Origin of the sequence: Pseudoalteromonas sp. P1-13-1a (assembly GCF_001401875.1) — a bacterium.
Classification (GTDB): domain Bacteria; phylum Pseudomonadota; class Gammaproteobacteria; order Enterobacterales; family Alteromonadaceae; genus Pseudoalteromonas.
Genome location: NZ_LKDV01000031.1, coordinates 1 through 21,812, shown reverse-complemented (window position 1 = coordinate 21,812; position 21,812 = coordinate 1). Strand labels below are relative to the sequence as shown.

15 protein-coding genes are annotated in these 21,812 nt (G+C 42.1%); 8 read left to right on the top strand and 7 right to left on the bottom strand.

Features of this window, described 5'->3' with window-relative positions; all coding sequences use genetic code 11:
* Positions 1-259: 259 nt before the first annotated feature.
* Positions 260-1,156, bottom strand: a complete 897-nt coding sequence (locus tag AN391_RS16230; protein WP_055016366.1) for a LysR family transcriptional regulator — start codon at positions 1,154-1,156, stop codon at positions 260-262.
* A 172-nt stretch (positions 1,157-1,328) separates the two neighbouring features.
* Between AN391_RS16230 and AN391_RS16225 the strand changes: the two genes are divergently transcribed.
* Together AN391_RS16225 and AN391_RS16220 are read left to right on the top strand one after the other, a co-directional pair.
* Positions 1,329-2,666: an MATE family efflux transporter gene (locus AN391_RS16225; protein ID WP_055016365.1), complete on the top strand. Its 1,338-nt coding sequence runs from the start codon at positions 1,329-1,331 to the stop codon at positions 2,664-2,666.
* Positions 2,667-2,832: 166 nt separating this feature from the next.
* Positions 2,833-3,360, top strand: a complete 528-nt coding sequence (locus AN391_RS16220) for an acyloxyacyl hydrolase (protein WP_055016364.1) — start codon at positions 2,833-2,835, stop codon at positions 3,358-3,360.
* A 16-nt stretch (positions 3,361-3,376) separates the two neighbouring features.
* Here the strand turns inward: AN391_RS16220 and AN391_RS16215 are convergent, their stop codons facing one another.
* The 4 genes from AN391_RS16215 to AN391_RS20735 all read right to left on the bottom strand — a co-directional run bounded on the left by AN391_RS16215 (position 3,377) and on the right by AN391_RS20735 (position 10,763).
* Positions 3,377-4,444, bottom strand: a complete 1,068-nt coding sequence (locus AN391_RS16215) for a cytochrome-c peroxidase (protein ID WP_055016363.1) — start codon at positions 4,442-4,444, stop codon at positions 3,377-3,379.
* Positions 4,437-7,115 (bottom strand): TonB-dependent receptor plug domain-containing protein, encoded by a 2,679-nt coding sequence (locus AN391_RS16210; RefSeq protein ID WP_055016362.1) that lies wholly within the window; start codon positions 7,113-7,115, stop codon positions 4,437-4,439. Before AN391_RS16210 ends, AN391_RS16215 begins: the two co-directional genes overlap by 8 nt.
* A gap of 16 nt (positions 7,116-7,131) precedes the next feature.
* The gene (locus tag AN391_RS16205; RefSeq protein ID WP_055016361.1) at positions 7,132-9,876 is read right to left on the bottom strand and encodes a cadherin-like domain-containing protein; all 2,745 of its coding nucleotides are present in this window, start codon (positions 9,874-9,876) and stop codon (positions 7,132-7,134) included.
* Between the two features lie 194 nt (positions 9,877-10,070).
* Positions 10,071-10,763, bottom strand: coding sequence for a hypothetical protein (locus AN391_RS20735; protein ID WP_082429340.1), 693 nt, complete (start codon positions 10,761-10,763; stop codon positions 10,071-10,073).
* Between the two features lie 152 nt (positions 10,764-10,915).
* On the opposite strand from AN391_RS20735, the gene AN391_RS16190 reads away from it, so the two are divergent.
* The 6 genes from AN391_RS16190 to AN391_RS16165 all read left to right on the top strand — a co-directional run bounded on the left by AN391_RS16190 (position 10,916) and on the right by AN391_RS16165 (position 19,603).
* Positions 10,916-12,277 (top strand): TolC family protein, encoded by a 1,362-nt coding sequence (locus tag AN391_RS16190; RefSeq protein WP_055016359.1) that lies wholly within the window; start codon positions 10,916-10,918, stop codon positions 12,275-12,277.
* Positions 12,274-13,419, top strand: a complete 1,146-nt coding sequence (locus AN391_RS16185) for an efflux RND transporter periplasmic adaptor subunit (RefSeq protein WP_055016358.1) — start codon at positions 12,274-12,276, stop codon at positions 13,417-13,419. The genes AN391_RS16190 and AN391_RS16185 overlap by 4 nt, the downstream gene beginning before the upstream one ends.
* Positions 13,419-16,604 carry an efflux RND transporter permease subunit gene (locus tag AN391_RS16180; protein WP_055016357.1) on the top strand — a complete coding sequence of 1,062 codons (3,186 nt, stop codon included), beginning with the start codon at positions 13,419-13,421 and terminating at the stop codon, positions 16,602-16,604. Before AN391_RS16185 ends, AN391_RS16180 begins: the two co-directional genes overlap by 1 nt.
* Complete coding sequence (locus tag AN391_RS16175) at positions 16,604-17,287, top strand: response regulator transcription factor (protein WP_055016356.1); 684 nt, start codon at positions 16,604-16,606, stop codon at positions 17,285-17,287. The genes AN391_RS16180 and AN391_RS16175 overlap by 1 nt, the downstream gene beginning before the upstream one ends.
* Positions 17,284-18,570 (top strand): HAMP domain-containing sensor histidine kinase, encoded by a 1,287-nt coding sequence (locus AN391_RS16170; RefSeq protein WP_055016355.1) that lies wholly within the window; start codon positions 17,284-17,286, stop codon positions 18,568-18,570. Before AN391_RS16175 ends, AN391_RS16170 begins: the two co-directional genes overlap by 4 nt.
* Before the next feature lie 688 nt (positions 18,571-19,258).
* Entirely contained in the window at positions 19,259-19,603 is a 345-nt protein-coding gene (locus AN391_RS16165; RefSeq protein ID WP_152967909.1) for a PDZ domain-containing protein, read from the top strand.
* Positions 19,604-19,758: 155 nt separating this feature from the next.
* On the opposite strand, the gene AN391_RS16160 is transcribed toward AN391_RS16165, so the two are convergent.
* Both AN391_RS16160 and AN391_RS16155 read right to left on the bottom strand, forming a co-directional pair.
* Entirely contained in the window at positions 19,759-20,706 is a 948-nt protein-coding gene (locus AN391_RS16160; protein WP_055016353.1) for an alpha/beta hydrolase, read from the bottom strand.
* Between the two features lie 107 nt (positions 20,707-20,813).
* On the bottom strand, positions 20,814-21,671 hold the full coding sequence (locus tag AN391_RS16155) for an MBL fold metallo-hydrolase (protein ID WP_055016352.1): 858 nt from the start codon (positions 21,669-21,671) through the stop codon (positions 20,814-20,816).
* Positions 21,672-21,812: the final 141 nt, after the last annotated feature.

The window sequence follows — 21,812 nt, the reverse complement described above, 5'->3', positions numbered from 1 at the left end:
AGTATGACAATAAATTGTGCAAATAAAATGTAAGTTTCATAGTTATTGATATGTTTAAGCTGCTCAGTTGGCTTTTGGTCAGCACTATTGAGAGTGCTCGTTAAGTAATTCAATAAAATCACACCATTAAATAGCTCGTCTGACTACACAAGTGAGCCACTGCTTTATTAGCCTAATATTTAACCTAATAAACATTTTATATGTAAAGTTTAGGCATAAAAAAACGCACAGGTGTGCGTTTTTATTTTTAATTAAATAATTATATTTTTTCCCAGTAGGGTTCGTCACCAAAGTAGCCACTAAAGTAGTCTATAAAAGCCCTAACTTTTGGTGCTAATAAGCGTGAGCTTGGATAAACGCTCCAAATAGCGGTGTCGGATGCAAGTGGGTAGTCTTGTAAAATTTGTACCAGCTCACCACTTTGTAGTTTTTTATAGGCACACCAGCTCGACATTAACGTAATACCTAAGCCTTGCACGCACGCGTCGCGCACTGCTTCACCGTTGTCAGCTTGTAATACATTATTGGTTTTAATGTTTTGTGTGCCCTCGGGTGTAATAAACGACCATGTCGTTAAACCATGTAAATTAACACAGGTATGATTTTTTAAATCTTGCGGTGTTGTTGGGGTGCCGTGTTTTGCAAGGTAATTGGGCGATGCGCAAATTAAGCGTTTATCGCGAGCGATTTTTCGGGCTATAAGGGTTGAATCATTAAGAGCAGCGTCACGTATTGCTATATCAAACCCGCCGCCGACCATATCAATGATGCTATCACTTAAACGTAAATCAATAGTGAGGTCGGGGTATTGCTCAATAAATCCAGCCAATGCAGGAATAATATGCATACGCCCGAACGAAGCAGGGGCGGTAATGCGCAATTTTCCTTGTGGCGTTACGCTGCCAATTCCTACCGAGGCGCGCGCCATTTCTACATTGGCAAGGACTTCCTCGGCATGGGGTAAAAAAGCTTGGCCTTCTTCGGTTAGCGATACTTTTCGGGTTGTACGATGAATAAGTTTAACGCCGAGCGTTTCTTCAAGCTTATTTATTTGTGCACTAGAAACTGCAGCCGACAAACCTAACTCCTTGCCAGCTAAGCTAATATTGTGCGTGGTTGCGATTCTGACAAACAGGTTTAAATGGGCAATATTCATTATCAAATTTTTCAATAAACTGATTATTTAAACAACTATATTATCAATGGTTAGTTGTGTAAATATACTAGTGGCTTATTCATTGTGACTTTTCCTGTGGCGCTTACTATAAGCGCCTTTTTTTTCGGTATTTTTCTCGTTTAAATTTTTAAGTTTAGAGTGAGCCTGCCTTATGAATCGTAATACATCATTACTATTAAAGCATTTATTTAAGCAAACTTGGCCTATGTTAGTTGGCTTGTTTTCTATTATGGGGAGCCAGCTGGTTGATAGTATTTTTATTGCTAAGCTAGGCGCTGAGCCGCTCGCTGTGGTTGCCTTTAGTATTGCTATTTTTCAGGTAATTGTGGGAGTACAAGTAGGCTTAGGTATTGCGGCAACTGCAACTATTTCCACAGCACTTGGAGAAAATAAAGTTAACTACGCACGCTACCTAGGTAGCTTAATTGTGGTTATTGGCACCGCAATAGTCACGCTATTGTGCTTGGCGCTGTGGCTTTTTCAGCAGTATATTATTTTAGCGCTGGGTGCAACGCCTTCTTTATTTAATTTAACCGAGCTTTACTGGCTACCTTGGCTAATAAGCTGCTGGCTTGGCGCGCTTCTTTATTTTGGTTACAGCATTTGCCGCGCTCATAACGAAACCTTATTACCAGGGCGAATTATGGTGCTAACCAGCGTGTTAAATATAGCGCTCGATCCATTGTTTATGTTTACTTTTGATATGGGTTTAGCGGGTGCTGCATGGGCAAGCTGTGTTGCTTTTGCAATAGGCTTAATCGTGGTGTTTTGCACGCTTATTAAACGAGAACTGCTAACTTTTGGCGTTTTAAAAAATCGTACCGAGCAGGCAATAAAAGCCATTGCAAAAATGATGGCACCGGCCTTACTTTCACAGTTTATTCCGCCTATTTCAGCCATGATAGTAACTGCACTTATTGCCGCATATGGTGGGTTTGCAGTAGCTGCGTGGGGGCTTGCAAACCGTATTGAATATATTGCGATTATTTTAATTTTAGCGCTTACCATGGCACTGCCGCCTATTGTTGGAAATTTAAAAGGGCGGGGGGAGCTTAGGCAAATATTAAGCGTAGTAAAACTTGCGTGCGGCTTTGTAATTGGCATACAAATTTTATTAGCAGTTATTATGCTAGGCATAGCTAATCCACTTGCACATGTGCTTAGCAATAATAGTGAAATTGTTGCTAACCTGACAGATTACTTTGTTTTTGTGCCCCTGAGTTATGCAGCTTTAGGTGTGTGTATGATCACAGTATCGGTATGTAACGCGCTGGGGTTTCCAACAACGGCCTTATTTATCTCCATATTGCGACTATTTTTGTGTTACCTACCGCTACTTTGGTTAGGCTCGTATTTTTACGGTTTAACAGGGTTATTTATCGGTATGGCATGCGGCAATACCTTGTCGGGTATTGTGGGTTGGCAGCTATTTAAGCAGCAATATAAGCGGTTAACAACGCATGTTGGTGAGCGCTCAATCACTGTTTAATTATCAATATATTGAAGAAAGTTATTCCACTTAAATTGCAATTATCAAAATAGTTAAATGCAATTACTATGCACCTCATTGAATCATTGCTTTATCTATAGCAGCCGAATGTGCTGTGTTTAGGTCAAGCAATTGCAATAAAAAAGAGCTGCTTGAGGTGAATAACATGAAACTTTATAAATTGTTTTTAATAGCTATAACGCTATACGCAGGCGCTGCAACGGCTGCACAAAATTACTTTTCGATGAGCTACATACAAGGTGAAGGAGACGTGCGAGGGGTTAAGGTGGCTTATCAATATGCCTTAGATTACCAAATAGAAGGCTTTGAAGAGCTAGAGATTTACCTAGAAGCCAATGCCAACTTTTTTGAATACGATGACCCAAAACGCTACGACGCTAATTTAGGTTTATCGCTCTCGCCTGTAATTTTTTATCCTATTGGCAGTATTGCTGGAAACCGGGTTTTTGCCGAGTTTGGTATTGGCTTAAGCCTATTAGACGACACTAAATTTGCGGGTAAAAACATAAGCACCCATTATCAATTTGAAGACCGCCTAGGCATTGCCATGAAATTTGGTGAGGCTGAGCAACACAGCGTGTCGCTCAAGTATTTTCACTATTCAAACGCAGGTATTAAAAAGCCCAACCCTGGCCTTGATTTCATATCGCTAAGCTACTCACGCGCACTTTAAGTGAGTAAATCAGCGCTTATAATATACGTAAAAATGCCACGAGATCGGCTTGTTCTTGCTTAGTTAAATTAAGCTTTATAAGCAGGTCGGTGGTTTTGGGGAAGTGTGGGTCGTTTAGTTGGCTTTTTCGTGGTCGCGGTCTTACTCCACCATGGTTGTATAAGGCGACAATACCGGCTAAATCATCAAATAAGCCGTTATGCATCCACGGAAATGTTTGCATTAAACCTAAAAGCGACGGCGTTCTAAATTGGCCTATATGCTCAGGGTTTTGGGTGGCATCATAGCGGCCTTTATCTTCAAAACGGCGGCCATAATAATGCAGCCCCGTACCATGGAATTGGTTGTCGCTGAGCAGCGGGCCATTATGGCAGGTCATGCATTTGGCTTTAGTTCTGAAAAGGTGCAGACCATTTAGTTCACTATCACTCAAGCTATTAATTGCGTGTTGTGGGTTTTTATTAAGCTGCGTTAAAAACGTTTTATAGCGGCTACTTGGCGCGGCTAATGTTCGCTCAAATGCAACTAAGGCTTTTGCCATTTGCTCTGTGGTTAACGTGCTGCTATTAAAAGCGCTTTTGTTAAATGCATGGTAGCTTTTGTCTTTATTTACTCGCGCTAAAGCTATCTTTGGGTCTAAGTCCATTTCAATAGGGTTTGCTATGGGCATTAGTGCTTGTTGCTCTGCGGTGCTGGCGCGACCATCCCAAAAAAAACTTTGCCATTGATCTATACCAAAAATAGCGGGGGTATTACGCGTACCAACTTGATCGTCAATGCCTATGGCGGTTGTGCGGCCATCATGAAAGCCTTTATCGCGTTCATGGCAGGTGGCACAACTAACGGTATTATTACGCGAGAGCTGCACATCATGAAAAAGCTTATCGCCTAACGCAACGTGTTCAGGTTTAGGCGAGGCTACAGGCAAAAGCGACATGGGCTCTACACGTCTGCCATCACTGGTTTGTATAGCAGGCCAATGTGCTTGGCCTTTGCTATACAGTGAGCGTAAATCGTTACTACTTGCTGATTTGGCATTTAAGCTAAATGAGCACAATACAAAAATGCTTAATAACCTAATCATAGTTATAGCTAACTCCTAGCCAAAACATACGCCCAGGCTCAATACCCGATGCACCTTCGTTTACTGTGTAAGTACGTGCATTTAATAAGTTAGAAATATCTGCTCTTATTTCAACTGACTGGGTTTTTGTCAGGTTGTGGCTATAGCGTAGGCTTAGGCCTAGCATGGTTCTGGCACGAACTTCTTGTTCTTCGTATACATCAACAAGTGTTGACTCTACAGGGCAATTTGCACAGCTTTGTTCAAGGCTTATGCTTTCGCTTGCGCCGGTACTCACTGCACTGGTGTAGCTATCACTAAAGGTTATGTTAAGGCCTGTGCTTAATGAATTGCTCCAATCAACATTCCAACCTAGTGCACCGGTTATCGGAGTGCCAAAGTTTGTACGAATTTGCTCAAGCTGCCCAAGTGTTACAAGCTCGCTGCTGCCACTTGCATTTACGTAGTAAACAAGTTCATCAAGAGGGGTGTTTTCAGCCGTGGCATTGTAGTCGTCGTTAGAGACTTTGTTTTCAGCGTAGGAGGCGTTAGCCCATAATGAATGGCTACCAAATTGTGCGCTCCACGAAATAGAATAGCGCTCTGAGCTGCCATCGCCTTCGTTGGTCATACGGATATATTTATAACCATCGCTAGCAGCTTCTTCATCGGTAACCTGAGAGAATTGCTGATGCTTTTTACGTTTTACATATCTGAGCGATACATTGCCCGCTTTTTCAAATGAATGGGCAATACCTAGCGCGAGTTCATCATCGTACGGGGTGTTTACATCATCAAAGCGGTATTTAAACGCCCCAGTATAGTTAGAAGGCAACCACCCTTGAAGGTAACCGTTTTCAATTGGGCGGTATTCTCGGTATGAAAAACGCTGCTGTTCTTTGACTTTATAACCAATAATAGCTGAATCGTAATAGCGATTAACGCCTGCGCTAATAATAGTGCGGTTGTTGTTAAAAACATCGTAACCCAGCGATATACGTGGTGCAATATTATGATTTGCTAAAAAGTCATCATATTCGTAGCGCATACCTAAATTGAGGCTTAGCTGACCTAGTGTGATGCTATCGGTAGCATAAAATGAGGCACGATTAAGTGTTACATTTATATACTCTGCAGGGGTAACTAAACGGCCATTAAAATACTGTGCTGTTGCGGTTACATTATTTGTATAAGCGCTAATGTGCGCTTGATTATTAAAATCAATTTCGCCACCAAGTTGCGCTGCAAGTTCGTCAATAGAAATAGTGGTTTGCAGCGCTTGGCAATCAAGCGTATAACCACTGCAATTAAGAGGTGTGCTAGCGCTAGACCAAATAATAGGCGAATCGTAGCTGTAGCTATTTTGTATGCGTTCGCGTTCTACTTCTTGGCGAATAAGTTCAATACCGGCTTTTATACGGTGCTCAGTGCCAGCAAACTCCAGCGTTTTAAAATCAAGAGTGTTTTTCCAGCTGGTGGTGTATTGGGTATTATCAAGCGCGCCGTATCCCCCTTGGCGAGAATAACGTGTTTGTGCATCACCTTGGTCGGCGTATTGCCCCCAATCTTTCCCTTTGGCTTGTAGCCAGCTATAAAAGTGCGCAGGGCCTTCTCGGCTGCTGTCACTCATACTAAAATTAAGATTACTGTGCCACGATGCAAAGTCAAAATGCTCGGTTAATGCCGCAACGGCGCCAATAGCCCCGCCTTCTAAATGAAAGTCACTGTCTTTGGCATCCGTAATAAAATTATCAACTTCGTAGGGGGAGTACATTAGTGTTAAATCTAATGCATCTACCCAGCCATTTCGGTAGCCATACTTCACAATCGCATTTATGTTTGTTCTGCTTTGAGTTTTTACTTCCCCTAGCGATAAATCGCTGATGTCGCTGGTTAAGTAACTAACACTCATCATTACGCCATGGCGCTTATTTATTTGTTTATTAGCACGCAGGTTATAGCTAATTTTTTCGTATTTAGGCTCTTCAAGCGTACTTTGGTCAACATTTTGCTGTGAACTATCTTGATCGGCCTCTATAAAATGATAACTCCCCCAGCTACTTTGATTCCCCCGCACGCCAAAACTAAAACTGTCGTTTGCAAATACGCTTTTGGTTTTACTATCAACAATACCACCCGAAAAACCACCAAATTCAGCCGGAATGTTATGGTCGTAAACAGTAATAGATTCAACTACATCGGAGTTTACGTTCATACTTTGCACGCCACCCGATACATCGTCTGATGAAGAGCTTAATCGGCTGCTACTGGCTGGGTCTATGCGGTTATTGTAATTTAACCCATCTAACGAAAACCCTGTTTGCCAAGGTTGCGCCCCTGAGATTGATATTTCCGGCGCGCTGATCTCAGCTAAGCTACCAATAGAGTAGGCTTCGTTACTTAGCTGTACACCAGGGAGCAATGCAATTAGCTCATTTATATCGCCATTGCCTTTAGGTGTGGCGTTTATAAAATCACGATTTAAGTAAGAACGCCCAATAACTTCGGGTACTTCAATGCCTATGTACTGGCCTTTTACTTCAATGTGCTCAAGTGCTTCACAGCGCTCTTTTTGCTCATCTTTAAGTTCGTTACATGGCTGTGGTTTTGGCTCGGTCTGCTGTTGCTGCTCTGCGGCGTATACACCCTGAGAAAGCAAAAGCAGACACGCGAGGGTAGTCGGTGTCTGCATTTATTACGGCTCTTAGTTAAATACCTAGTGGGGTAGTGTCTTCGCTATCAATTACGCCATCGTTATCGGCGTCTTGGTCGGCAATTAACCCAGCTAAGGCTATGTCTTCATCGCTGGCGTTAGGTAAAAAGAAGTTAGGTAGGCCGTCGTGGTCGGTATCTACGCTTGCTATCGCTATGCCTCTAAAGTCATCGCGAGAGGCGACTAAGTTGGTCATGCCTATGTAAAGCTCAAGCTGATCGGCCTCGCCATTAACCCCGTTACTAATTAAGCTTTGTGCTTTGCTAATATCGTTAATTAACGTAAAACTGTTAACTAAGTCTTCCATATTGTCGGCAATAATTGTATCGGCAAAGCCCAAAATAAGAGGCTCAAGCGTATTTAAAAGCGTGCTAGCTTGTGTTTTTGCATTACTATAATTTGCTGAAAAGTCGCTAATGTTCGCTGCGTTTGAACCCATACTTGAAAGCATAGAATAACGTTCAAATTCACCTGTTTGAGCTTCTTCTAAGCCAATTACTTCGGCTTTAACAGCGGCTAAAATAGTTTCTAGCTGATCGCTTGTTAATGCATTTAGCTCAGGGGTTATTTCAGTAATCGCATCATTTAAAGTGGTACTTGCCAGTGATGTTTGGTTTGCATTAACTAAGTAACCTAAAGTTTCTAAGCGGGCTTCAAATCTGTCTTCGGTATCTTCATCTAGTGCAATGTAGCTAAGTAGTTGATTGTGTACACCAGCTACTTGCTCCGATAAGCCGCCTTTAATAAGCGATACTATTACTTGGTTATGCGCTGTAATTGATGAGTTATTACTTAGCGTGCGTATATCGCCATCATTAAGCGTATTAAGCATGCTTAAGCATTTATTAGCGGCATTTGCTGTATCGCCACCGACCTGCGCAGTTAAATCAACTAACAATTTACAGCCCTTTGAACCGGTTAAAAACGTGGTTGATGACTCTTTGCTAATGTATTCATCAGAGGCTAAAAAGTCGCCCGCATAGGTAAATATTTGCTGTGCTAAGTCGTTTCTGCCGGCTTCACTTAAAATTAGGCCTGTGCCTGGGACGTTATCAAGTTCGGTAAGTGCTCTAAAAAATTCGTTGTAATCACCATTTTCAGTAAAAAAGCTGCGAGCTTGTGCTGCGGCACTCGTTATATCTTCACCAGCAAGTAGGCGGTTAGCTATATTAAAACCATACACTTGTTCTAGCGCGTTATTTATATCGGTTTCGCTGTCTGACAGCGTTATTGCAGGGTTTTCGTCGCTTTGGTATAAGCCTTCAATTAAGCCTGCTAAAAATTGAATCGGGTAGGTGTAGTTATCTAAAGTAGCGGCGCTATATGGCGATGCAGAATAGGCATAATTACTATCAAAACCAGTAGAGCCATACATAGCAAGTACTTGGTTAGTGTAATCTTTTGCCGTTTCAAATTCGCCAGCTCTATAAAGATATTGCGCAGCCCATGCCCCGTGCAACGTTTTGTATTGCTCGTATGGTTGGCCTTCGTATTCGCCGCTACGTACCAGTCTGTAACCCGCTTTTACCGCAAGTTGCGCGTAGTTATTGGCAAGTAATTTAGCTTGTGTTAAATCGCTTTCATCTAAGCTTTGTGCATAGCTTTGTAGGGCATCATCTATTGATAAGCGTACGCCATTTAAAAAGTAGCCATAGCTTGATGTGTACTCGTCTTCGCGTACTTGCTCAGCGTATAACGAAATTGTGTTTAACAAATTACTTGCTTGTGAGACTTGATCGGCGCCTAGATAGCTTTTTACTAAAGAGTAAAGCGCTGATGCGTCTGATGAGGCAATATTATCGAAGCCTTTATCAGCTAAGTATTGGTTGTAGGCCGCCACCGCTTGGTCGCGGTAATCGTTTGCTTGTTCTGTTTGGCCTATTTCATCAAGTGCTTGCGCTACATCTTTTAGTGCCGAAGAACGTGCTGTTTGCTCGTTTATTAGTGCTAAATAGTCGTTAGCAGTATCTAAAAATCCTGCACGCGCATAGGCGGCAGCTTGTGTTGCGTATATATCGTAACGAGACAGTTCATCAGCAATATTGGCGCTTAGCTCATCAGCTTGTTTTAAGTGAGATAGGCTAGAGCTGTAGTAATAATTAAGTTTGTCTTCGTTAGTTACATAAGAAGGGCTTAACGAAATAATTGCAGTTAACGGCTCGCTAATTAGGCCATCGGTGTAACTAATTTCAAATTGCTCATCAATGCTGCTTAGCGTTTGTGCTTCATAGGTAAATTCACCTGTGGTGCTATTTATGCTCATTACGCCATTACTCGGTGGTGTAATTAAGCTAATAGTTACGGTGTCACCATCTAAATCTTGCGTAGTAATAATCCCTTGCGTAGTGGTTGAAGAGGTAACAAACACATTAGTGGTTAGTAGCTGCGGCGCATCATTAACATTTTCTACGCTAAAACGTACCACAACATTTGCGGTTAAGCTGCCATCGCTTGCGCTAATAGTTGCGCTATCTTCGCCATAGTAATTACTAAAAGGCGTATATGTAAATTCACCATTTGCTTCTACTGCTATAGTGCCGTTACTAGGAGCATTAGCCAGTGTGTAGCTAAGAGCATCGTCGTCGGTGGCTGTTACTTGAGCAGTAAATGAAGTGTCTTCGTTTACAGTAAAGCTTAAATTAGGTTGTGCAAACTGCGGGGCTGTATTGCCAGAGCCGCCTCCACAGCCAGCTAAAGCAAGGGCGCATAGTATTGGGGTAAACTTAATTAGCTTGTTCATTATTGTTAATATAGAAAGTTAATGATGTTGCGAATGATAACGTATATCAATTAGATTTAAAAGTTTAATCTCCATTTGTATTATAAATAGGTAATATTAGCTGGTGGTTTAAAATGTTCCTAAAAAGCAAAACCCTGTTATTAACAGGGCTTTATTATGAGTAAAATAGGAGGTTAGTAAGAGAGGAATAGTTATTAGTTTAAGTCGCTAATGATAAGAAGCGGAAAATTTTTAACTGAACGAGGTTGCCAATTATTATAGCTAATATTGCTAATTCCAAAATAGTTAAGCACTTTAGGTGCGTACGTCCAACCACGAGCACGTTGCTTTATGGCAGCACTGCGTAGATTGGGTTTTAACCCAACAGTGAGTAAGTCGTGATTTACGTTTAATTTGTTGTAGAGAGCTTTTTCGCGCAGGCTTGCTTTATTAATGACCTCATCGTAATGAGCACGTAATTCTTTCCATTTTTGGCTTTTTTGAGGCTCTTTTAATTGCTTTACCATGGCATCAATATCACTATCTAACCACTTTGCTGAAGCTGCATCACCATGCCATCCAATAATTGCACCGGGCTCTATTATAGTTGGGTGCCCAGCAAGTAATACATAATTAGCACACGACGAAAAACAAAACTGCTTTATATTTACGGTTAATTTATGCGCCAAAATTAGCTCAGCTAAATCCATCCCTAAATCAATATTTCCGCCACCGCTGGTAATAGTAAAAGTATGAATAGTGGGATTGTTTTTTAACAACTCAGCTGCCGTATTGTTATTTTGTTGGTTGATTTGACCACTATAAATAAGCGTTTTATCGTTTAAGGTGACTTTAGCCTGTAATAAAGTAGGAAGTATTAAAAAAAGAGTAAAAATTAATTTTAGCATGTGAGATGTGTATAAGGATTTTTGCCAAAGCCTACGTAAATTGACAGAACGTGGCAAATATTAATTTATCTAAAGTAGTTAACCCCTTTTAACCCACTCTTAACCCTTGGCCTAATAAACTGTGTGCAATGATGTAAATTAGGCACAGTTAAATGGTTTATTTTAAAAAGCGTTCAACAGTTTTATTGCTTGCATTTAGCTGCACGCTTGCTGCGTGTAGTAGCCAGCCAAGTTATACAGGTAATAGCACCGAGCAGTCTCTAAAGCAGCATACAAATTGGCAATACACTCAAGAAGATGCAATCAAGGTAAGTTATATTACCGATTTAGTGAATATAGCGGGGCTTGATTCCCTTATTGAGCAAGCCATTGCAAATAACCCGTCGTTTAATCAAGTGCATGTGGCGCTAAAACTTGCTTATGCACAGCGTGATGTAACCGCAGCAAGCCAATGGTTTAGCATCAATGCCGACTTTGACGCTCAGCGCAACGAAACAACCGGCACACAGTACAGCTCATCGCTAGGGGTTAGCTGGGAAGCCGACGTATGGCAAAAAATTGCTGATAACGTTGCCGCGCAAGACATGACCATAGCTAGTAATCAGGCCACTTACCAAAGCGCTAAAGACACCTTAGTAGCCAGCGTGATACGCACGTATTTAAATATTATTTTGCAGCAAGATTTACTCAACATAGAGCAGCAGCGTTTAACGGTTTTAGAAAATAACGAGCAAAGTATTGTTGAGCGTTACCAATACGGTTTAGGTGATTTAGAAGCCCTTGATACCGCGCGTACAAATACCGCCTCAACTAGAGCCACTATTGCCGATTACCAAGAGCAAATAGCGCAAGCAAAACGCGCTTTAGTATTATTAGTGGGCGTTGATAAACTTGAAAACTTACCATCTAGCGCTGTTTTACCTGAGGTTATGGAGCCGCTAAGTGCATTACCAGAGCAAGATTTAGCGCGTCGCCCCGACTTACAAAGTGCTTATTATAATATTCAATCTAAGCGTTATTTAGTGGATGTAGCTTATAAAGATTTACTCCCTAGCATTACGCTTTCGGCATCACTTAGTGATTTAGCAACCACACCCAGCAAAGCGTTATTAACCAGCCCAGTATGGAACTTACTAGGCAGTTTAAGTGCGCCGTTGTTTCAAGGTGGCGCATTGCGTGCACAAGTTGATATTGCAAAACTAAATGCCGAACAAGCGTTTTGGGAATACCAAGACACCTTATTAAGCGCTGTAAACGAAGTAGAAAACGCACTAGGGCAAGAGCAATCATTAACACAGCAGCAGCTTCAAATCAGTAACGCACTTGCCAGTGCTAAGCGTAGCTATAGCAACTACCAAAGCAAATACCAGCAAGGTTTGGTTGATATTTTAGACCTACTCACTGTGCAGCAGCAGGTGTACGACCTACAAGCTCAGCTTAGCCAAATAAATTACACCCTTTTAACTAACCGTATAGATTTAGGCCTTGCTTTGGGCCTTGGAGCATCGTCATGAAAATTTCGCCAGTACCTGTTGTTGTAACCCTAGTTGCCATTGTTTGCATAGGGCTTGCTATTTCATATAACGGCCAAAAAATGGCGCAGCAAGCAAATGGTCCAAAGCCAGAGCCGGCTAAATCTGTGGCACCCAATGTATCTGTTATAAATGCTGTGCCAAGTACATACCAAGCCTATGTTAGTGGCCACGGTGAGGCTAAAGCACATTGGGCACTTAGCTTAAAAGCACAAGTTAAAGGCGAAATAACGGATATGAGTGAGCAATTTGCCACAGGTAATGTCGTTAAAAAAGGCCAAGTGCTTGCACAAATAGATAACACCGAATACTTACAAGCAGTCGCGAGCGCTAAAGCCACATTGGCAGATGCTAAGCTTGCACTGCAAGAGGAGCAAGACTTAGGAAACCAAGCAAAACGTGAATGGCAGCGCTCGGGCGTTACCCAAGCGCCTAGCTCACCCTTAGTATTTAGAACGCTTCAGCTAGAAGCTGCACAAGCTACGGCCGATAATGCGCAATACGCATTACAAACCGCACAGCGTGATGAAAAAAACACCCATATAAGTGCGCCGTTTGATGCTGTTATTTTATCGCGCGATATAGACCTAGGTACATATGTAAGCATTGGCGATACACTGGCTACATTAAATAGCACCGACAAAGTAGAAATTAGCGTGCCGCTTTCGTTAAGCCAGTGGCAAAACTTAGCAAGCGATAAGTCGGGTGAGGTTATTTTAAGTGATGTAACAACACAAAATCAGTGGCAAGGTTATATAGCTCGCTTTGAGCAACACCTTGATGACAGCTCGCGTCAGCGTACTGTAGTGGTTGCACTAGATAAACCTTTTGAGCAAGCAAAACCGTTGTTACCTGGTACTTTTTTAGCGGTGCAAATTGCGGGTAAAACACTTAATAACGTAATTAAATTGCCTGCATCAGCCGTATCGCAAGATGGCTTAATTTGGTACGTAAATGAGCAAAATACGTTAGTAAGTGCTAAAGCGCAAAAACTATTTGAGCGCGGTGATTACGTTTATATCTCTCCTATTGAAGGGCATACCAATTTACGCGTAGTTGCACGCCCGTTAGTGAGCTACCTAAACGAAATGTTAGTAAACCCCGTTGTTGAGGAGATGCCATAATGAGCCCGCATCAAGCACCGCAATTACCTAATAACACTAACCCTTTGCACGGCATTATTAGCTGGTTTGCTAATAACTCAGTGGCCGCCAATTTATTACTCATTAGTGTAATAGTAATGGGTATAATGTCCCTCTCTACCTTGCGTAAAGAGGCGTTTCCAAGTCTTGAGCCGGATACTATTTCTGTATCGGTGGTTTACGACAGTGGTGACGCCCTGCAAGCAGAGGAAGGCATTGCGCTGAAAATAGAAGAAGCCCTTGAAACCGTACCGGGTATTAAGCGTATTACCTCTACATCAGATGCCAGCGGCAGCCATGTAAGCATAGAGAAAAAAACCGACTACTCGCTTGATGAGCTACTCACCGACGTTAAAAACCAAGTAGATGCCATAAACAACTTTCCGGCAGATGCCGAAGAGCCGGTGATCGACAAAGCCCGCAGGCAAGATCACGCATTATCCATACAATTATTTGGTGATGCCGATCGCCATACATTGCAAAGCCTTGGTGAGCAATTAAAAGCTGATTTATTAGCTAAATCAGGCATTAGCGATGTAGAGCAATCAGGCGTGCTTGACCCTATGATGTCGGTAGAAATCGACGAAGGTAAATTACAAGCCTACGGCTTAACCATTAGCGACGTAAGTGAAGTAATTAATAACGAATCATCGAGCCCGCTTTCGACTAGCTTACGCGATAGCAATAAAATTATACGTTTAAAAGCCGCTGACCAAGCTTATTGGCAGCGCGACTTTGCTGATATTGTGTTACTAACAACGCAATCAGGCACACAAATTAAATTAGGTGATGTAGCAACCGTTACCGACACCTTCGCAGAAGATACCAACTCGTTAAGCCGTTACAATCAAAAAAATGCTGTAGGCATTGAAATTTTAATGGATGAAAACAGCGATATAACCACGATTGTTGAGCAAGCTCAAAGTGTAATTGATACGTGGCATGAGCGCGGTTTATTACCACAAAATGTAGAGCTTGAGAGCTGGCAAGATAAAAGCACCATGATCACCGAGCGCCTATCGCTACTTACTAAAAACGCCGTAACCGGTATTATTATGGTGTTTGTAATTTTAGCGATATTTTTAAACGTACGCGTTGCGCTATGGGTAGCAGGCGGTTTACCATTTGTATTTTTTGGCACGCTGTACTTTATGACCGACAGTTACACCGCGCTGACCATAAATGAAATGACCACCTTTGGTTTTATTATGGCACTAGGCATAGTGGTCGACGATGCAGTGGTGGTAGGGGAGAGTATTTATACCACCCGTAAAAAGCATGGCGATACCCTCAATAACACAATTTTAGGCACCATGAAGGTGGCGGTGCCCACCATCTTTGGCGTATTGACCACGGTGGCTGCGTTTGTGGCACTTTCGAATGTATCAGGCAACCTAGGTAAAATTTACGCCCAGTTTGCAACCGTAGTGACTATTTGTTTACTGCTTTCGGTTGTTGAATCAAAACTTATTTTACCGTCGCATTTAGCCCATATTAGCACTAAGCGTCAGTTAAAATCGGGCATAAGCGGCTTGTGGTCTAAGGTGCAGCACGGTGCCGACAGCGGCCTAAATTGGTTTAGCGAAAATGTGTATCGCCGCGTTATTGAATACTCGCTACGCTTTAGGTATGCCGTAGTTGCTGCTTTTATAGCCTTTTTTATCCTGGTTATTGGTATGCCAATGACAGGCGCAGTGAAAGTGGGGTTTTTCCCAAGCATTGCCGGCGATACCGTCAGCGCTGAGCTTGTTATGCAAAACGATGCGGCGTATGGGCAAACTAATAAAAACTTGTTAGCGCTTGAGCAGGCTGCAATTCAAGCTGAGCAAAACTTAATGGATAAGTTTGATTCGCAAGAGAGTGAAATAACCAGCTTACAACTTGTGAGTAGTAGCGATACAAGTGGTACCGTTACGGTTGAATTACTGAACGAAGGCGCCTTTACAGCAAATGAATTTGCACAAGAGTGGCAACGCCTTGCTGGCATGCCAGAGGGCAGTAAAAAACTACAAGTATTAGCCACACGTAAAATGGTTGATAACTTTAAAGTAGAGCTAAAAGCGTGGGATGATGAAACCGTAATGGCTGCAGGCGCATTATTTAAAGAGCGCTTACAAAACACCGCTGGCGTTAATGGCATAGACGATAATTTAAACCCAGGTCAGCCACAGCTTAAATTTACCTTAAGCGCACAAGGGCGCGCTTTAGGTATGGATACGGCGAGCCTATCAGAGCAAGTTTTACAAGCTTTCGGTGGTGCAATTGTACAGCGCTACCAACGCGATAAAGATGAAGTAAAAGTACGTGTACGCTACCCTGAAAATGCCCGTAAAACACCGGCTGATATAATGCAGTCGCGTATTAGATTACCCGATGGCACCGTATTGCCTTTGGTTAACGTAGCAAATATAAGCAGCGAATATCAACAAGATGAAATAACCCGCATTGATGGCCTACGTGCAATTTACTTAAGTGCGCAAGTTGACAAAAACGTAGTGGCCTCTAATGAGCTGGTTGATAATTTAAGTCGCGATTTAGTTCCTGAGCTTACTAAGCAGTTCCCTAACTTAAGTATTCACTTTGCCGGCGAAGCCGAAGAGCAAGATGAAACTACAGGCTCAATGGGCACTATGTTTATAGCAGCGTTATTAGTTATATACGTATTGCTTGCTATTCCGCTTAAATCTTACATTCAACCTATGTTGATTATGGTGGCGATTCCATTTGGTGTTGTAGGGGCTATTTTAGGCCACTGGTGGAACGACTTAACCATAAGTATACTCTCGTTAAATGGTATTTTGGCGCTAAGCGGGGTAGTCGTAAACGACAGCTTATTACTTGTTTCGCGCTTTAACGAGCTTGTAAAAGATGAGGGCATGAACACCCACGATGCCATTATAGAGTCATGTACAAGCCGTTTACGTGCAGTAATGCTTACCTCTATTACAACCTATGCGGGCTTAGTGCCATTATTGGGCGAAACCTCAATGCAGGCGCAGTTTTTAATCCCTGCTGCGGCATCACTTGGCTATGGTATTTTGTTTGCTACGGTTATTACGTTAATACTTATTCCGGCCTTGCTAATGATTCAAGTTGAGATTAAGCGCTTAATTGCCAATGTGATAGACTTTTTAAGTGGAAAACGCACTCAAGGAGCAACCTCTTAATGATAAACGTACTACTGGTTGAAGACGACATAGACCTGGCAACAACAATTGTTGATTATCTCGATATAGAAGACATTGAGTGTGACCACGCAAGCAACGGCGTTATGGGCTTAAATTTACTGCAAATTAACCACTATCAAATGATTATTTTAGATGTAAACATGCCCAAAATGGACGGCTTAACAATGTGTAGGACATTGCGCGAACAAGGTAAAGATACGCCGGTATTAATGCTCACTGCTCGCGATAGCCTCGATAATAAACTAGAAGGCTTCGATGCTGGTAGCGACGACTACCTAGTAAAACCTTTTGCCATGAAAGAGCTGGTAGCGCGTGTACGAGTATTGGCAAAGCGTAAAAGCGGTGAGGTAAAACGCCTCACCTTAGCTAATTTAAATTTAGATTTAGCAAAGCGCAGTGCCGAGGTGGAGGGGCAAACACTAAAGTTATCGCCTATCGCCTTTAAATTGTTAGAGACCCTAGTACGCGAAGCGCCGCAGCCTGTTACACGCAGCGCTATTATGCAAGCTGTTTGGGGCGAAGAACAGCCTGATAGTAATAGCTTAAAAGTGCATATTTACCATTTGCGTAAGCAGTTAGAAGGGGCATCTAAACAAGTAAAGCTTGAAACCATTCCAAGTGTTGGCTTTGCAATAAAACCAACCCAAGAGCAACCGCAATGAAAATAAGGCCAAGCCTAAGAATTTACTTTTTTGCCAGTATGGTGGTGCTTAGCTCTGCTATGGCCATCGGCTATTCATTTTTAAGTGTAAATTACTTTGTTGATGGCCTTGATAAAGGCTTAAACGGGATAATGCTAAAGCTTACGCAAACAACGCAGGTAAAAGCAGGGGAGCCAAAAGACATAATAGGTTTTACTGTTGCAAGCCGCTGGGAAGATATGCCAAGCATAATTAAACAGCGTTTTTCAAAGCCTACAGAAATAGGCTTACTGCACAAAAGAAAAGATCAGTCGTCGATGTTTACATTGCCTGAGAATCTTTTTTTTGTTGTGTATTATCCAAATGAATTGGGCGAGCCACGTTATGTATCGCGTATTATGCTCGAAAAAGACCGCCCCACGGTCATTGCCAATATAGATCCCGAACAGCGCATGCTATGGATTGTTGTAACGGGCTTGGCAGCTATTGTGTTATTTGCGTTTTTTTTGTTTATGGTAATGAAAAAAATAGCCAAGCCCGTGGAGTCCTTACGAGGGTGGGCTAAATCGTTAAATCAAGCTAATTTACAGCAAACCCCGCCTGATTTTACTTACCATGAGCTTAATGTTTTAGCCACATTAATACGCAGTAGCTTGCTTTCGGCGCACGAAAGCGTAGAGCGCGAACAGCGCTTTTTAAGCTATGCTAGTCACGAGCTGCGTACGCCAATTTCGGTTATTCGCAGCAACGTAGAGCTACTCAACCGTTTAAGCGAAAAAGCCCCGTTGAGCGATAAACAGCAGCTTACACTTAAGCGTATAGAGCGCGCTGGTTTAACCATGAGCGATTTAACCGATACGCTATTATGGCTAAGCCGCAACGAAGATCAGCAAAGTAGCCCTGAGCCTGTAAATCTGAGTGATAAAATAACGAGCCTAAGTAATGAGCTTAATTACCTGCTTAATGCTAAGCACGTTGAGGTGGTTTTAAACACCCAGCAAGAGCGCTTAATTACAACCGATGCTACTGCGTGTCACATTGTACTGACTAACTTAATTCGTAATGCTTATCAGCATACACAAGCGGGCCAAGTACACATTACGCAGCAAGGCAGTAAAATCACTATTGTTAATTGTAGTAAGCAGGACGATGCCCCTAAAGCGAGCGAGCCTTCAGTAAAACCCGCCAGCATAGGGTACGGACTAGGCCTGCAATTAAGTGAAAAAATAATTAAACGCCACGGCTGGGTTTACGATGTAAACGACATGCCAGGGCGCTATGAAGTGGTGGTCGATTTTAGCTAGTTACTTGGTTAATTAGGTTTCAAGTATTGATAACCGCGCTAAAGCTTTTTTATAAAGGGTTAGCGCGGTTTTTTACATTGAAAAAAATATTTATCGTAACACTTAGAATATAAAAAACTTTGTGATAGTAATATCTTAAGTAATTTGTTAAAAATATAAATAGTAAATAATATTATCTTAAGATGAATTGAGATATGTGCGTCTAATGCAATATTAATTTATTATTTTTTAAAGTTTCGGAGTCACCAGCTCCGTATGTCGCTTGGTAGGCGGCTAAAGGGCGACACCTTATCTAGAGCAGGAGCTCGAAATCTGGGCTGGTTGTGCCAGCAGAAATCGTCCGATTTGAGGTTGTTTATACTAGTCATAGCGCCTCAAGCCGCTCGCAAGGCGGGATATAAAAACGAGTCTTTTATGACTCAACCGGTTGAGTCGGTATAGTGGATACTCACCATGAAAACCAAACTCAGCATTGAAGTAAAGTTTGATATAGCGAAGGTTATTGCAGCACTTAGCGGTCTTGTAGTAGCAATAGCTCACATCGTTCAATACTTCTAAAAAGTCCAAGAGGGATTTTAATAAATCCCTCTTGGCACCAAACAACTAGGTATTGATACTGCGCCTTCGACTATGGGAAGTTTTGAGCGCATGTATTGTTAACGATACACTTACAGGGAGTGTTTATTTTATGTTCAAAATTATAGTTGTTTTAATATCAATTGTTTCTTTTAATGCCTTGGCAGCAGAAGAAGTGAAGCTTGGAGTTGTAGGGAACGTTGGGGCGGATGGCTTTTTTAGCCCAAAAGTAATGTCATTTATTATTGAAGAAGTAAAGCCTAATTCACCCGCTGAAAAAGCAGGGATTGTTGCAGGGCAAAAAATTATTTCTATAGAAGGCTGTAAAATTCCGGGCTGCCCTGCCAGTAAAGCAAAAAAATTAATGCGAAAGGAGTCAGGGGACATCTTACAGTTAGTTTTAGAAAATGAGGATGGTAGCCAAGTTCCTTTAGAGGTTCCTATGAATGCTTGGTAAGACTAATGAGCTTTAAGCGCCGTTAATTGTCGGACGGTGCTGCGCTTCCGACCTACGTTTTAAAATGGTTTAAAAGTCTATTAAAAAAGCGGCTTAACGTAGTAAACGTTAAGCCGCTTTTTTGTGATTACTGATAGGATAATACTTGTAAATGATTATTCGGGGGCAGCTTGCTTGGTTTTTCTAAACATAAACTCAAGCGGAATGTGTAAGCGTTTTGCCCACGCGTTTTCGGTGTGATCTTCCCCCGGGAAATACTGGCTTTGCCATAGCTTTGCTGGGTATTGTTGCGCCATAAATAAATCATCAATTTGCGCTTGTAGCTTAGGGTACATGGCATCTAAAGTGCTGTCGCCATAATCAAAATACACCTTTTGGTTACTTAGCTTTTCGATGTTGTTGGCAATGTAATTTTTAAACTCGGCAAATACTTCGTCGTCGTGGCTAAAAATACCCGGCCAGTGGGTCGACATACAAATAGCACCTGCAAATTCGTTAGGGTAATTAAGTAGTGTATACCACGATATAAGCCCACCCATGCTAGAGCCACCAATATAGCGGTGCCGCGCGCCTTTATTTACGTTGTAGTTAGACTCAATGTAAGGAATAACTTCTTTAATTAAAAAGCGTGAGTAGTTATCTGAGTAAACCTTAGAGGCAAATAATTTATGGCCTGGGTATTTTTCTAACTGGTATAGGGCGTTTTGCTTTTGCTTGCTTAAGGCCTCAAACGGTTGCTGTGGGTAATATTCGCTGTGGCGGTTTTCTACGGCGTTTGGAATACCTACCACAATAAACGGGCGTACTTTGCCTTGCTCTATTAGTGTGCCCGCTACTTCATCTACGCGCCATTCTTGCTTGTTCCATGTGCTATTTGCATCAAACAACATGCGGCCATCGTGCATGTAGAGCACGTCGTAGGTGGTGTGTTTGTTGTAACCTGGCGGTAGCCAAACATTTAAAAAGCGGTTTTTTACAAACTGTGATTTTATATTGTCGATTACCTCAATGTGGCCTTTGCTTACTTGCACATTGGCCGTGTTTGCATAGCTGGTATGCACTACAAATATTGATAAGCTTAACAGTAAAGCAACTAATTTCATGGTGGCGCCTTAGCATACAAAAAGTGCACTATCACAAGCTTGCGTTGTTAATTCAATGTGAATACGTATGCACTTGTATTTAAGCAACGCATGCATACGCATACAATTTATAAATCGCTGCGCCAGCCCATGCCTGACTCTTCCATAAGGCGCTCGTATACGCCTTCAATATTAAGTGGCAGCCAGGCTTGGTATTGCTTTAAATCTGAAAATTCATCGAGCTTAACGTTTTGTTTTATTTGTTCTAGGCTTTGCCCCGCGAGCGCTGCAGCGGTTACTTGGCTGTAAAGCTGCTCTATATAGCTTAAATAACGTACTACATCGGCTTTATTACCCATATCGGCATGGCCGCCCACAAAGGTATTAAAGTCGTAATTTAAAACCGCTTGGGTTGAATTAATCATACCTTGAATATCGTAGCTCCATAGTTTTTGCCATGGCATTCTGCCAATAACAATCCAGTCGACTACAAATAATGTTTTTTGTTTTTCGAACAGCATACTCACTGAGCCTCGGCCATCGTTAGGGCCGTGGTAGTTAAGTTTTAAGGTTGAGCCGCCAAGGGTAAGTATTAGCTCGTCATCAAAAGTAAGGTTAGGCATAACCGTTTTTATTTGCGTGTTTTTAATATCTTGCGCAGTAAGTTTGTGTGCTACAAAGGTAGTGTGCGGGCTTTTAAATACCTCTGCACCGTAAATATGGTCGCTGTGATTATGGCTGTATACAACGTATTTAACGGGTACGTTAAAGCGGGTTTTAATTTGCTCCTTTAACCAAGTGGCGGCTTTTTTATTAAGTGGGTCGGTAACTATTGCGCCTTGTGGAGTGATTAAAAATACCGAGCGGTGTCTGTCGTCAATAAAGCGGTGGAGGCCATCGCCTAAATCTTCAATTTCGTAACTTTGTGCCATAAAACCTGTAAGTAGTAGGCTGGTGGCAAGTAGTGTTTGTATTAAGCGAAGCATGCACAATCCTGTTTAATGTTCTAAGGGTCTGTTGACCTTTGCGGATTAAAATTTGTTCAAACTAGGGGCTATTTAATCGCGGCGCGAGGTTTGTAACCTAGTGGGCTCGATAACTGCTCCTGCGTTATTCTAATGACTTAC

Excerpts from the sequence above, each read along its gene's own strand:
- AN391_RS16170 (WP_055016355.1), top strand. The coding sequence starts at position 17,284 with ATGAAAATAAGGCCAAGCCTAAGAATTTACTTTTTTGCCAGTATGGTG.
- AN391_RS16215 (WP_055016363.1), bottom strand. The coding sequence starts at position 4,444 with ATGATTAGGTTATTAAGCATTTTTGTATTGTGCTCATTTAGCTTAAAT.
- AN391_RS16185 (WP_055016358.1), top strand. The coding sequence starts at position 12,274 with ATGAAAATTTCGCCAGTACCTGTTGTTGTAACCCTAGTTGCCATTGTT.
- AN391_RS16230 (WP_055016366.1), bottom strand. The coding sequence starts at position 1,156 with ATGAATATTGCCCATTTAAACCTGTTTGTCAGAATCGCAACCACGCAC.
- AN391_RS16160 (WP_055016353.1), bottom strand. The coding sequence starts at position 20,706 with ATGAAATTAGTTGCTTTACTGTTAAGCTTATCAATATTTGTAGTGCAT.
- AN391_RS16220 (WP_055016364.1), top strand. The coding sequence starts at position 2,833 with ATGAAACTTTATAAATTGTTTTTAATAGCTATAACGCTATACGCAGGC.
- AN391_RS16205 (WP_055016361.1), bottom strand. The coding sequence starts at position 9,876 with ATGAACAAGCTAATTAAGTTTACCCCAATACTATGCGCCCTTGCTTTA.
- AN391_RS16180 (WP_055016357.1), top strand. The coding sequence starts at position 13,419 with ATGAGCCCGCATCAAGCACCGCAATTACCTAATAACACTAACCCTTTG.
- AN391_RS16165 (WP_152967909.1), top strand. The coding sequence starts at position 19,259 with ATGTTCAAAATTATAGTTGTTTTAATATCAATTGTTTCTTTTAATGCC.
- AN391_RS16225 (WP_055016365.1), top strand. The coding sequence starts at position 1,329 with ATGAATCGTAATACATCATTACTATTAAAGCATTTATTTAAGCAAACT.
- AN391_RS20735 (WP_082429340.1), bottom strand. The coding sequence starts at position 10,763 with ATGCTAAAATTAATTTTTACTCTTTTTTTAATACTTCCTACTTTATTA.
- AN391_RS16175 (WP_055016356.1), top strand. The coding sequence starts at position 16,604 with ATGATAAACGTACTACTGGTTGAAGACGACATAGACCTGGCAACAACA.
- AN391_RS16210 (WP_055016362.1), bottom strand. The coding sequence starts at position 7,115 with ATGCAGACACCGACTACCCTCGCGTGTCTGCTTTTGCTTTCTCAGGGT.
- AN391_RS16190 (WP_055016359.1), top strand. The coding sequence starts at position 10,916 with ATGGTTTATTTTAAAAAGCGTTCAACAGTTTTATTGCTTGCATTTAGC.
- AN391_RS16155 (WP_055016352.1), bottom strand. The coding sequence starts at position 21,671 with ATGCTTCGCTTAATACAAACACTACTTGCCACCAGCCTACTACTTACA.